The sequence below is a fragment of the Desulfovibrio sp. genome (assembly GCF_018379785.1).
Taxonomy (GTDB): Bacteria; Desulfobacterota; Desulfovibrionia; order Desulfovibrionales; family Desulfovibrionaceae; genus Desulfovibrio.
Genome location: NZ_JAGZUV010000013.1, coordinates 1,160 through 13,483, shown reverse-complemented (window position 1 = coordinate 13,483; position 12,324 = coordinate 1,160). Strand labels below are relative to the sequence as shown.

At 44.7% G+C, this 12,324-nt stretch carries 17 protein-coding genes and 1 tRNA gene; 10 read left to right on the top strand and 8 right to left on the bottom strand.

The window, feature by feature from the left end; genetic code table 11:
- Positions 1-63 precede the first annotated feature (63 nt).
- The 3 genes from KH208_RS04240 (at position 64) to KH208_RS04230 (ending at position 2,687) form a co-directional block, all read left to right on the top strand.
- A complete protein-coding gene (locus tag KH208_RS04240; protein WP_062252190.1) occupies positions 64-651 on the top strand; it encodes a pyruvoyl-dependent arginine decarboxylase in 588 nt (195 codons plus the stop codon).
- A 223-nt stretch (positions 652-874) separates the two neighbouring features.
- Complete coding sequence (locus KH208_RS04235; protein WP_062252189.1) at positions 875-2,326, top strand: amino acid permease; 1,452 nt, start codon at positions 875-877, stop codon at positions 2,324-2,326.
- Between the two features lie 43 nt (positions 2,327-2,369).
- On the top strand, positions 2,370-2,687 hold the full coding sequence (locus tag KH208_RS04230) for a c-type cytochrome (RefSeq protein ID WP_008683818.1): 318 nt from the start codon (positions 2,370-2,372) through the stop codon (positions 2,685-2,687).
- A gap of 136 nt (positions 2,688-2,823) precedes the next feature.
- Here KH208_RS04230 and KH208_RS04225 read toward each other — a convergent pair whose 3' ends face one another.
- A complete protein-coding gene (locus KH208_RS04225) occupies positions 2,824-3,216 on the bottom strand; it encodes a helix-turn-helix domain-containing protein (protein WP_291434110.1) in 393 nt (130 codons plus the stop codon).
- Between the two features lie 249 nt (positions 3,217-3,465).
- On the opposite strand from KH208_RS04225, the gene KH208_RS04220 reads away from it, so the two are divergent.
- Positions 3,466-3,792 carry a helix-turn-helix transcriptional regulator gene (locus KH208_RS04220; RefSeq protein WP_291434108.1) on the top strand — a complete coding sequence of 109 codons (327 nt, stop codon included), beginning with the start codon at positions 3,466-3,468 and terminating at the stop codon, positions 3,790-3,792.
- Between the two features lie 294 nt (positions 3,793-4,086).
- On the opposite strand, the gene KH208_RS04215 is transcribed toward KH208_RS04220, so the two are convergent.
- Positions 4,087-4,494 carry a helix-turn-helix domain-containing protein gene (locus KH208_RS04215; RefSeq protein WP_291434105.1) on the bottom strand — a complete coding sequence of 136 codons (408 nt, stop codon included), beginning with the start codon at positions 4,492-4,494 and terminating at the stop codon, positions 4,087-4,089.
- Between the two features lie 140 nt (positions 4,495-4,634).
- Between KH208_RS04215 and KH208_RS04210 the strand changes: the two genes are divergently transcribed.
- From KH208_RS04210 to KH208_RS04200, 4 genes are all read left to right on the top strand, one after another.
- Complete coding sequence (locus KH208_RS04210) at positions 4,635-4,904, top strand: helix-turn-helix transcriptional regulator (RefSeq protein ID WP_291434103.1); 270 nt, start codon at positions 4,635-4,637, stop codon at positions 4,902-4,904.
- A gap of 184 nt (positions 4,905-5,088) precedes the next feature.
- On the top strand, positions 5,089-5,331 hold the full coding sequence (locus KH208_RS15505) for a transposase (RefSeq protein ID WP_367114937.1): 243 nt from the start codon (positions 5,089-5,091) through the stop codon (positions 5,329-5,331).
- A 24-nt stretch (positions 5,332-5,355) separates the two neighbouring features.
- Positions 5,356-5,712, top strand: a complete 357-nt coding sequence (locus tag KH208_RS04205; RefSeq protein WP_291434101.1) for a transposase — start codon at positions 5,356-5,358, stop codon at positions 5,710-5,712.
- A 129-nt stretch (positions 5,713-5,841) separates the two neighbouring features.
- Positions 5,842-6,066, top strand: coding sequence for a hypothetical protein (locus KH208_RS04200; protein WP_291434099.1), 225 nt, complete (start codon positions 5,842-5,844; stop codon positions 6,064-6,066).
- Here the strand turns inward: KH208_RS04200 and KH208_RS04195 are convergent, their stop codons facing one another.
- From KH208_RS04195 to KH208_RS04175, 5 genes are all read right to left on the bottom strand, one after another.
- Entirely contained in the window at positions 6,067-6,759 is a 693-nt protein-coding gene (locus KH208_RS04195; protein WP_291434097.1) for a HEPN domain-containing protein, read from the bottom strand.
- Entirely contained in the window at positions 6,756-7,790 is a 1,035-nt protein-coding gene (locus KH208_RS04190) for a DUF262 domain-containing protein (RefSeq protein WP_291434096.1), read from the bottom strand. The genes KH208_RS04195 and KH208_RS04190 overlap by 4 nt, the downstream gene beginning before the upstream one ends.
- A gap of 113 nt (positions 7,791-7,903) precedes the next feature.
- Positions 7,904-8,004, bottom strand: a tRNA-OTHER gene (locus tag KH208_RS04185).
- A 50-nt stretch (positions 8,005-8,054) separates the two neighbouring features.
- Complete coding sequence (locus tag KH208_RS04180; RefSeq protein WP_291434094.1) at positions 8,055-8,648, bottom strand: tyrosine-type recombinase/integrase; 594 nt, start codon at positions 8,646-8,648, stop codon at positions 8,055-8,057.
- Positions 8,649-9,723: 1,075 nt separating this feature from the next.
- Positions 9,724-10,320: a hypothetical protein gene (locus KH208_RS04175; protein WP_291434092.1), complete on the bottom strand. Its 597-nt coding sequence runs from the start codon at positions 10,318-10,320 to the stop codon at positions 9,724-9,726.
- Between the two features lie 364 nt (positions 10,321-10,684).
- Between KH208_RS04175 and KH208_RS04170 the strand changes: the two genes are divergently transcribed.
- Both KH208_RS04170 and KH208_RS04165 read left to right on the top strand, forming a co-directional pair.
- The gene (locus KH208_RS04170) at positions 10,685-10,897 is read left to right on the top strand and encodes a DNA-binding protein (protein WP_291434090.1); all 213 of its coding nucleotides are present in this window, start codon (positions 10,685-10,687) and stop codon (positions 10,895-10,897) included.
- Positions 10,897-11,928, top strand: coding sequence for a site-specific integrase (locus KH208_RS04165; protein ID WP_291434088.1), 1,032 nt, complete (start codon positions 10,897-10,899; stop codon positions 11,926-11,928). Before KH208_RS04170 ends, KH208_RS04165 begins: the two co-directional genes overlap by 1 nt.
- A gap of 9 nt (positions 11,929-11,937) precedes the next feature.
- On the opposite strand, the gene KH208_RS04160 is transcribed toward KH208_RS04165, so the two are convergent.
- Positions 11,938-12,324 (bottom strand): hypothetical protein (locus tag KH208_RS04160; protein ID WP_291434086.1); only part of this gene is annotated, 387 nt, incomplete at its 5' end.

Sequence of the window (12,324 nt, the reverse complement as noted above, 5' to 3'; positions counted from 1 at the left end):
TGTTATACAGGTGGCAATAATTTTTACAGTCGCCTGTATAGACCAAACAATAAGGATACAAACATGACCACTCTTGGTACGAGATACCCCACTTTGGCGTTCATTTCCGGCGGCGTTGGCGAAGCGGATGACGGCATCCCGCCGCAGCCCTTTGAAACTTTCTGCTACGATTCCGCCCTGTTGCAGGCAAAAATTGAAAACTTCAACGTTATCCCCTATACCTCGGTTCTTCCCAAGGAACTCTACGGCAACATCCTGCCCGTGGACAAAGTGGAAAAAAACTTCAAGCACGGTGCCGTGCTGGAAGTGATCATGGCCGCCAACGGAGCGCGCATTGAGGATCACCGCGCCATTGCCACCGGTCTCGGCATCTGCTGGGGCAAAAAGGACGGCAAGCTCATCGGCGGCTGGGCCGCTGAATACGTGGAATACTTCCCCACCTGGATCGACGACGACATCGCCAAATCCCACGCCGAAATGTGGCTGAATAAATCCCTCAACCATGAACTGACCCTGCGCGGCGTGGAAAAGCACAGCGAATTCCAGTTCTGGCACAACTATCTGAACATCACCAAGCCCTACGGCTACTGCCTGACGGTCATGGGCTTCCTCAACTTTGAATTCGCCGATCCCGTTGTGGTGAAAAACTAGGAAAACCGCTCCGGCCTGTCCGTGAGCCTTTGTGCGCCCGGCCCGCGACGGATTGTTAGCGTGGGCCGGGCGTTTGTTTTAGGAACTTTTGCCGCCGCCGGGCGGCACGGCTCCGACGCAGACCCGATCCGGACTTTGTTCCGCCCGGTCGGCCTTTAAGTAAATTATTTCCATGAAGCCACGCCGGCACAAGGGCGAGGTTTAACATATAGAGGATAGAGCAATGGCGCAAAGCACAACCAAAAAACTCGGGGTCGTGGCGCTGGCCAGCGTGGTGGTCAGCTCCATGGTCGGCGGGGGCATTTACAGCCTGCCGCAGAATATGGCCGCCGCCGCTTCCGTGGGCGCGGTACTCATTGCCTGGGTGATCACAGGCCTGGGCATGTATTTTCTAGCCAATTCCTTCCGCATTCTTTCGGATATCCGCCCGGACCTCAAAGCGGGCATTTATATGTACGGGCGCGAGGGTTTCGGCCCCTTTGTGGGCTTCCTCATCGCCTGGGGCTACTGGCTTTGCCAGATCTTCGGCAATGTGGGCTACGCCGTCATTACCATGGACGCCCTGAATTACTTTTTCCCGCCGTATTTCCAGGGCGGCAATACCATCCAGTCCATTATCGGCGGTTCCATCCTGATCTGGATGTTCAACTTCGTCGTGCTGCGCGGCACGCATCAGGCCGCCATCATCAACACCATCGGCACCATCGGCAAGCTGATCCCGCTGTTTATCTTTATTATCGTGATGGTGTTCATGTTCAATATCGACAAGTTTGATTTCGACTTCTTCGGCAAGCTGGCCGTGGACAACGGCCACCACCTCGGCGGCCTGGGAGCGCAGGTCAAGAGCACCATGCTGGTGACCCTTTGGGCCTTTATCGGCATTGAGGGCGCGGTAGTGCTGTCCGACAAGGCCAGAACCCCGGATGACGTGGGCAAGGCCACGGTTATGGGCTTTCTGGGCTGCCTGGTGGTCTACATTCTGCTGTCCGTGCTGCCGTACGGCTTCATGACCCAGGCGGAACTTTCCGCCGTGCCCACGCCGTCCACCGCCGGCGTGCTGGAGCGTGCCGTGGGTCCGTGGGGAAGCTGGCTGATGAATGTGGGCCTGATCATCGCCGTGCTGGCCAGTTGGCTGGCCTGGACCCTGATCACCGCTGAAATGCCGTATGCCGCGTCCAAGAACGGCACCTTCCCCCGCCAGTTCAGCAAGGAAAACGCGGCCGGGGCGCCGTCCGTGTCCCTGTGGGTCACCAGCCTGCTGATGCAGCTGGCGCTTCTGCTGGTCTATTTCTCCAACAATGCCTGGAGCATGATGCTGAGCATCACCGGCGTGATGGTGCTGCCCGCCTACCTGATTTCCATGCTCTTCCTCTGGAAGACCTGCGAGGACGGGCAATACCCCCAGAAGGCCCCCACCGGACGCGCCGCGGCCCTGGCCTGCGCCGCGCTGGGCACGCTGTATGGCTTCTGGCTGATCTACGCCGCCGGTCTGCACTATATGCTGATGGCCATGGTGCTGATCGCCCTGGGCATTCCCGTATACATCTGGAGCCGCAAGCAGCATCCGGATCAGACGCCGCTGTTCAAGAACTATGAAAAGGTCATTCTGGTGCTGCTGGTACTGGCGGCGCTGGTCGCGATCTATCTGTTCGCGCGCGGCATCATCACGTTGTAACCTCTTGCCTGGAACGGAGACGTTCCCAGAAGGAGTGCCATATATGTCAATAAAATGGAAACAAATCGGCGGATTCGCCATAGCGGCCTTTCTGTTTGTGGCCGTGCAGTCCCAGGCCGCCCAGGAAGACAGGGCGGCGGAAGGCCAGAAGTTGTACGACGACCTCTGCGCCATCTGCCATACGGAAAAACCCGCCAAGATGATGGGCCAGCCCGTGGACGGTCTGGTCGCCAAGATGAACAAGGTGAAAAGTCTGACTCCGCCGCCCAATGAGAAGGTGGAGCAAATGCAGGAAGCGCTGAAGCCGCTCTCCGATCAGGATCTCAAGGATATCGCCGTGTATCTGAACGGCCTGAAATAGCCGTTTGGCCATATAATCAATAGGGAGCAGCCCGAAAAACCGCGATTGGCGCCGGTCTTTCGGGCTGCTTTTGTTTGCTGCGGGACGTGCCTGTTGCGCGCTTCCGACAACATCCGCGCCGTGATTGCGGCAGCGATTACGCGGATGGAGACTGAAACCGTTCCGCTTCCATCACGGCGATGCGCCGGACCAGCTCGTCCGCCAGAGCGCGTGAGGAGAGCCGTTGCAGGGCCTCATAATCCTTTTGGCATTCCCATGCCGTTTCTCCGTCCTCGTGTGCATTCTCCGTCTGTCGCCGGAACCGGCAGGGACCGGCCCCGCTCAGAATCCATTCCGGATTGACGTTTGCCACACGCAGCAAGGTCAACAGCCATTCCGCCGGGATCATGCCCGTGCGCTTGGCATTGGTTACGGCAGAACGGCGCACGCCCAGATAAGCGGCAAGCCCGGTCTGGCTGTGCGTGCCGGTAATCTGATGGATACGATTAAGCTGTTCGGCGAATGGGGATGGGCTTTCTGCGTATATCATTAGTTCGCTACCAGATAACTGATTAATTTATTTTGACAATTGTGCCTTTACATCTACCGGTCGAAAATTATTTTCTGACTTGGCTTACCTTATCGCGGGTCTGAAAAGCGCCTTCCTTGTATCGATGATCTGCTTGAGAATAAGATAAACTATGTTTTGATTTGTAAATCAAATTTTAGACTTGGTAAAGATACTTGGTTCATGTTGTGCCCTACAAAAGAAAGTTACCCTTCCTCCCCGGAGGGCGGCATGAACGATAATAGCTTAGTTTTGCTTGGAAAAAGGATCAGGGAATTGCGAGTAAAGCACGGCTTGTCGCAGGAAAAACTTTCCGAGCTGTCCGGCGTGAGCTCTCGCCATATCAGTGAAATGGAGCGGGGAGAATCAAATCCGAGTTTTCAGGTCATGGAACAGCTCACTTTCGCCCTTGGCGTCTCAATGAAAGAATTTTTTGACTTTGAACACCATGCGGATGACGAGGCAATCCGTGACGAATTGTGTCGAATGCTTGTCGGGTTTTCGCGTCCCAATCTGCAATTGGCCTACAAGTTGCTGCGAGAGCTGTCTGACGGCTGACTCCGTATTGTGCCGCATCTCAATAGGCGGAGCCCTTTATCATTATATACTCCGCGACTGCCCCAAAAAAGAGGGCGTCATCTCCCGCGCGGTTTCCTTCGGCATCAAACAAGATGGCGAAAACGTCCACCTATAAGCCTTTGCCTTCAATCCATTTCAAATCCTTCGATCTTTGCCGCTATTTTCAATTCTTATCAAAAGCCTTTGTAGGTTGAAACAGTTGAAAAGTTTTGTATCGGTATAGTGGACAGGATAGGCGGTGGGCTCACCGCCTATCCTGTCTTACGGATCAAGCTAAGAAGAGAACCCCGGTTTTTTCCGGGTGAATTTGTCAGCTTGAGCTAATGCTATCCGTCTGACAAGCTCGTCGGCAAGGGCCTTGGTGGATAGGCTCCGCAGAGCATCTTCCTCATTCCAGCGCTCTTGGACAACATCTCCAGTTTCGTAGACGCCCGGCGTGGGAATATGGATATAGCACGGTCCTAGGCCCGCCAGAATCCATTCGGGATGGACGTCTTTCGTCCTTATAATAGTCACAAGCCAATCCGCCGGGATTTTTCCCCGTCGTTTGGCATCGGATACGGAGGACTGACGTATTCCTAAAAAGTCAGCTAGATCGGCTTGGGTCTTCTTTCCCGTCACTTCCTGTATCCGCCGCATTTGGCCTTCAAAAACCTTCCGGCTATTCTCTTTGCTGTCCATAGTCCACCTCATCAGTTTTTGAGGGTAAAACATGCTCATCCCATTGGCACACTAAGGATATTATCAATATATGATACTTATAGTCTGTAGACTTATAGTCGTCATTCCTGATTCTGGCAAGATACATGAGGTGAAAATTTATGCCGGAATACAGCAAAAACGATTTGAAAGTCTTGAAGGCTTTTGGTGAAGTGGTTCGTAATGGGCGTAAGGCGCTGGACGATATATCTCAGGAAGAACTGGCGGAAAGGGCCGGTTTGCACAGAACATACCTCGGCGGCGTTGAGCAAGGGCGCAGAAATTTGAGCTTGCTCAACATAATGAAGATAGCCAAGGCGCTTGAGGTGGAGCCGGAAGAATTGTTCGCCGCCATGCCCAAGCCGAAGAAAAAGGCAAAGGCCGGAAGCTAGGGCTGTTTCTAAATAAATTCTAGACTTTTCGTCCATCTATTGTTTTGCTGTTTCCCCTGAGTAGACATGATATTTCAGACGAAAAGTGGGCCATAATCAGAACCTATATTGGCAAGGCCGGCACTGAGACGGGAGGGCGCAAGCGTAAGGATGACCGCCTGATGTTTAATGCCATCCGTGGATTATGAAAACTGGCGCGCCTTGGCGGGACTTGCATCCAGAGTTTGGGCCTTGGAATACAGTGCATAAACGCTTTCTGGAATGGGCCAGGCTTGAGGTCTGGGACGAGATTCTTCGCATGTTGTCCATAAACGCAGACCCTGAAGTCATAATTATTGACGCTACCTCTATAAAGCTGCACCAACACGGTACCGGTGCAAAAGGGGGCACTTCAATCAGGAGATCGGGCGCACCAAAGGTGGATTAACCACCAAAGTCCACGCTGTCGTTGATGCACTGGGCAACCCTTTGCGCATTCATCTCACTGCAGGCAATAAATGACATTGTCCCCGCGTGTGACCTGATTGAAGGTTTATTGGCAGACAAGCTTCTTGCGGATAGAGCTTATGATGCCAATAAACTGCTCGCGTTGGCAGAACGCCAAAGCCACGAAGTAGTTATCCATCCGACTCCGTGCAGATTGGAACAACAAGAGTACGATGCCCATGCGTACAAAGAGCGCCATCTTGTTGAATGTTTCTTTGCCAAGCTTAAATCATTCCGCAGAGTTGCAACTCGATATGATAAGCTTGCCGTAACCTTTAAAGCGTCAGTCATGCTGGCCGCGTGCCTTGTTTGGCTGCAATGAACTATTTAGAAACAGCTCCTAGTCTGGCCAAATCAATTTCTTTTAAAAAATGTCCCAAAACAGAACTAATTTCCTCACGCCCCTGGGTGTTTCCATGCTGGGTGGCCTTCTATTAGCCCGTAGGTTCACATGGCATCAGAAAAACCCGACTTCTCATCATTGCTCAAGGCGCTTCCACCGTTGATATTGCGCAAGAATATTGAGAAGTACTTGGACGGTTTTATCAGTAGCGGCTATTTGGCTAACCTTGATAGCCAAGGCAAGGGGCCTAAAGCAATAAAAGCAGGACGAACGGTGGGATATTTAAGGGAAAACTTTGTGGCGTGGCTGGAAAGTAGAGTTATTTATAATTAATTACTCTGTACAATAAATAGTTTTGAATCCATCATCAATACAGGAAAATGTTATGCTTTCGAGGTCAATAGTATTCATTAAATGATTTATAATCCTTTCGACGGCTTCTAATCTAAGCCTTAACTCAGGAGACCGCGTTGACCTGCCAACAGCAAACGAACTATCTCTCCCATGTGCAACGCGATTTCTTTTCTCAGTAATTTCTACTAAATAAGTTGCATCTCGATGATTAAGCTTCAATTCTTTTATGCATAAACATTTACCAACAAGTTCGATATATTCAGGAGTGACATTTTGAGAATGTATACTGAAAAAATTACTATCGATATTTATTTCGCCATCGCTAAATAAATTTTCTAAAAACTCAATTCGCTTCTTTATTTCATTTTTGTTGTTTGATGAATATTTAAATCTCTTGAAATCAGAATCACTCACAATAGAGTAAAACAAGCTCTTTATATGTATTTTTTTTATTTTTTTGTTTTTAAAAAAATTGATTAAATCATATAAACATCTGCTGAAAGAATATTCGACCAATGAATACATCATTACATAAAATAAACCTCTAAGATTAATAACCTCTAAACTATCCTCGATAAGCGGGCTAGTAGATTCATTTTGTTTTATAAAGGAAAGAACTAACCTTAAATGGTTCAGTCTTTCAAAAATATCTCTTTGAGTAGCTTCAATCATGACAATAAAGCATCTTTTACGAACTCAATTCGTCCTTTAACTCTTGCTCGACTATTTGTTGCCCCTGTTGTTAGTTTCTTAAGTTCATTACTGTTTTGCAAATCATTTAATATCCCCCGCTTTATATTACTACCTTCTGCTAGCGCCAATGCAGTTCCAACAGCAACAGCTTCATAAAGATTTGCAGGCGTCAGTCTCCTTCCTCCGCGGCAAACACCGTGCGGTAATTCCTCTTTTAGGAAAGTAAAAGTCTTGGAAAAGAGTTTTTTCAACTTGGGAGAAATATTTTTCTTGGAATTTTCACTCATATAGTCATTTAAAAAATCTTTTACGCTATGATCAAATTCACTATATTTCTCGTAGTATGAAAAAAATCTCAGGACATATTCTTCTTTTGTTCCATTGCTTTGTTCGCTTTCTTTTAATTTTACAATCTTGTTGAAGTTTGCATCACCAGAAAGCTTTTTTAAGTCTTCGTTGAACTTTCCCCTAAATATGCAATTTCTAATTTCTTGATGTGTTAGTGATACACCTCCAGTATTTAGTCGTTCAAATAAGTCAAATCTGACGTTTTCATCACTTTTATCATTCAATACTGTAATTCTTACTGGTCGTGTTTGAAAAGATAGTTGTAAAGTTTTGTCAATTTCATCAAACTGTTTACCATTTAACAGATTGAGTTTTTCTAATCCTCTAATTTTTAGTGGGGATTCACGATCAATTATTTCTAATACCTTTTTATCGCCAATAAACCTGAACAATGAACAAAGTCTTTGCACGCCATCAACAACTTCCCAACTTGCATCAGGATTTGTTGCAAAAAATATGTTTGGAATTGGAATACCAAGAAATATAGATTCTACAAGCATGGATTGTCTATCATCATCCCAGATAAACTGCCTCTGGTACTCAGGTGGAATATATAAGTTTCCCTCAGAAAACATAGCCATCAGTTCGCGAACTGAGAGGTCGTAATTATCAAAGGAAACGAGCCTTCTTTCTCCATCTAACTGTGCCTGCAAGGTTTTCATAAAATTCCTTAAAATTGGTTTCAACATGCTCATATAACTGTGCAACGGATTTGAGGTGGGGCTATCGTGGGGCAGAAATCGCTTAAACAGAAAAAGGACTTGCGGCATATACCTGGTCGGGATGAAAGGATTTGAACCTTCGACCCCTTGAACCCCATAATCGGGCATCAATTAACCGGACATAAGCCAGCCAACACTCCGGCTCTCCATCCCGTATATTCCGGTTCCGCCGCTATACATTTTAATACACCCCGTATATCCCGCTCAAATCTCATGGGTCAAAATTTCCAGCACTTCCTTATCCTCAATGCCCAGATACCTCATGGTGACACTAGGTGATGAGTGATTGAAACGCTTGCAAATCAGCTCAAAACCCACCCCAAAATGTGTCCTCTGAATATACCCGAAGGTTTTTCTCAGAGAATGCGCCCCGTAATTTCCGGGCAGATTGATGGCCCGACACCAGGATTTAATCATCCGATTAACGGTCATAATGGTCAAAGGCTTCTGGTGTCCCTTGGTGGACTGGAAAAGGTAATCATCATCTAAATGGTCCGAAGCCTCCAGATGCCCTCTGAGAGCCTTGTAGACTTCCCTATTAATATAGATGGAGTTGAGCTTTCCGGTTTTTGACTCACGGATTTGGATGGTTTGACCGGGTTTGACGGATTTGACATCCAAGATTTTGAGCTTGAGCAAATCTCCGGTTCTGATGCCGTTGTTGATGCCCAATGTGAAGAGCAGCAGGTCACGTGGTTTTGAGGCCAACAGTTTTTTAATGGATTGGATATCCGCCATTTGGCGGATGGGCTGAACGAGGGTTGAGGAACCGGGCTTTGGGTGATTGGGGTTTGGCATGTGACCACCTCAAATGTTAAATTAATAAGAAAAATCAATATATTGCTTAACATGGCAAGTACACAGCCCGGAATGAATCTGTTTAAGTTGTTGAGATGGTAAGGCAAACTGTCGGATGTTAAGTTGTTTTAAGAACTTATTTAATTAAATTGGTGAGTTATATTAAAATTGATGTTTTGAACCGGGAACAAATTTGGGAGAAATACTCTTGAAGTTGGGAAAATCCATGCGTAAATGGGGAAAATGCACTCATATTTGATTGAATGTTCAATCAATTTCCCCGGCTGCAAATGTAAAATGGGAGAGTGAAAATTAAGATTTAGGCAGTTTATAATTAATATGATTTGAGAATTGGATATTTTGGATTATGAATTGTATTGATTTTAAAATCCCTTCGGGATTTAACTTCAAATTTGAAAAGCAAGCTTTTCAAATTCTCAGTTTGTATTTTAATTTAAAATAATTTTATGGATTTGTATTTTGTGAAATTAAGAAGAAAAAGTATATTCCATTTGTTGAATATTATTTATTGGAAACTGGTTTCCAAAATGAATAGATTGGAGAAAATTTTTATTTTATGGGAATTAAAAGAATGGAAACTTGTTTCCGATAAATAAGATTCAAGAGAATGAATGAATTTGTTTTTGGATTTTGTGGATGTATAAAGTTGTGTAATAAAAAAATTTTAGTGAAAAGAATAGCAACTGAGAATTTGGATAGTTTGCTATCAAAATTTGAAGTTAAATCCCGTAGTGATTTTAAAATAAGTGGAAAATCGAGATTTAAAATTTATAAAAATATTTTGTGCACAATCAAAATTATGAAAATGAAATTTTATGATGATGATAGAATGACAGATTTTATAGCAAAATATTCTTATAATATATTTAATGGCTCTAATTTTTCCCACCCCAAAAAGTGTCATAACTATCATCACTAATAAAAAAGGGATATTTAATGGCTCTAATTTTTCCCACCCCAAAAAGTGTCATAACTATCATCACTAATAAAAAAGGGAGGCTCAACACCTCCCAATTCATGAAAAAACAACCTCAATTATCTTTATAAATCAAAATCACTTTTTTTTATTTTTAATCCTGTATTTTTTTATATATTCAGGCGGTATATCATCAATAAAATATTGCGATCCCTTTTTTATATCCCTTTTCAATCTATCAATATTAATTTCCTGCCTTAAAATATTAAGGACTTTTCTCCATGTTGTCGCACTCCCCATTATACCATTTATAATCCTGCTAAATTCAGACTTTGAAAGTCCGCATTTATCAGCATATACTTTTTGATTCACAACTTTATCACCATAAAAAGCAAAATATATTCTGCACCATGAAAGAAATTTATAATCTTCAGATAATGATTTTTTTGCCTCATTATATGTCTGCTCTTTAGTTTGTATAATCGATTTTTTCAAATCAAGCTTGCTGGATAATTCTCTAATTGCTTCCAGTCTGCTAATTTCTTTATAGTCAGAATAAAATTGAGCTGAATCACCATACCAATTGCATGATTTATTATGACATTTTGCCCTCTGATCTGGATAAATTTTAAAAGACATTTTTTGGCAAAAAGGGCATTTGATATTGCCGCTTTTTGCCATTATGTCACACCCTGCAAGAATAAGCACATCTTCGAAACTCACTGTTTCATTCATTTTGTTGCTCGCTGTATTAATATTATAATCCTCTGATAAATCTTTCCACAATATTCCTTGCCTGATTAATTCATGTTTTGTTTTGTGTTGCCTCAACAGCACAAATAAAATCACATGCTGATATAATTACATATTTTTTATTGGGGTCATTTTCCATGAGCGCCTTTTTTAAAATTCAATCTCCATATTTTTTTCCTTCATTTGTCATTTTTATATTCTCATCAAAATAGTCATTTCTTTTCTCCAAATACTCTTTGAGATTCATTTTTGACATTTGTATTCTCCAGTTTTTATAAATAGTTATGTACATTCATATGATTTTTGTGTACATACTTATACATATTTATATTTTCGAGGTCTGAAAATGCGTGAATACCTGAATATAAAAGAGGCCGCAAAATATTGCTGCTACAATGCGGCATATTTCGGCAGGGTTATGGAGCAATACAAAATCCCCAAATACGGCCCCAAGAAAAACAGACTCAGGATTGTTGACCTTGATGCCTGGATGAAAAACCCGGAAATTTTTGTCGCTGCTTCTGACAACATGCGTTCCGGCTTCAGGAGGGTTGAGTAATGGCTGTCAATCAAACAAAATCCGGTAATTGGTATGTTCAGTACAGGATTCCAGGCATAAGCAGCCCAAGGAAAGAGTATTTCGGTAAAACTGAAGAAGCGCGGAATCAGGCCATGAGCAGGGAACAGGAAGTCAAGGCGGGTTATGTGTATTCAGTAGCGGCCCTTGCCAACTCACGGACGGTCTATCTGGATGAACTGGGTCAGTGTTACCTTGACTCCCTCAAAGTTAAAGACAAGTCCGCCGAATGGATTGGGACGCTCAAATTTTTATTAAATGAGCACTTCCTTCCGTGCCTTTGTCATGTCCCTGTTGACCAGTTGGGCATTCAGGACATCCTGAAAGTGGCGGCGCGGTTCACTGACAAAGCCGCCGCCACGCAAAACCGCTATATGGACAGCCTTCATGCGATTTTTCGGTTCGGGATTCGCCATGAATTAACCGCCAATGATCCAATGGCTCACTGGAAGAAGAAACGGGAGCCGCGACGTGATGTCCGGCTGACTGTCAAAGACCTCTCCAGGATTTACGCCGTGGCATCCGACCATCTGAAATGGATTATCGAGGTTGAGTGGGAACTTGGAACCCGGCCCGGCAACTCCGAGCTGTTTTCCTTGCTCTGGCAAGACATCGACTTCAATCGGGGCACTATCCATATACGGGGGACCAAGACGCCAGGCTCCGACAGGATAGTGCCCATGACACCTGATTTCAGGGAAAGGCTCCTCATAAAACGTGAAATTGCCCAGTCCCCGTATGTCATCGAAAAAAATGGCCGTGGCATAAAGCAATGCCGGAAATCTTTTAAAACAGCCCTCGAAAAAGCCGGAATTGACTACCCGGTAAGGCTGTATGACATCCGGCATCTTTTTGCCTCGACCATGCTTGCAAACGGTGGCGACCTCAAGGCCGTTTCCAAGCTCCTTGGGCATAGCTCCACCAGAATGACGGCGGATACTTATTACCACGAACTGCAAGGAGAAAAGGAACGGGCCTTGAGCGTCAAACCACATTTGCTGTATGATGTTTAAAGCAGGAAATTAATCAATAAAGAATTCTGTATGGGACCATTCGATTTTGCAACTAAACTTGTCTTCAAATATTTTTTTGGCATTCTCTACAGATGGGAAATTAATATATGTTCCTTTTGAATCTCTACCTTTTTCAAATGAATACGATCCATCTTTTCCATTTGTAAGCATTTGTGTCATCATTGTCTGTGATGAAACTTTTGGGCTGCTATAATATATACCATGAGATTTTGCATATTCCATGTACCTTGAGTAGCTTAAAAATAAATTTTTCGTTTTAACTCTATTATTAAAATAAATTTCAAGCTCACTATCAAGCCAGTTGTTGTTATCAAGTTCTGGTTTTTCATTTGCAGAGTAGCAATCAATAAGATCATAAAGCCATCTATCGAATAT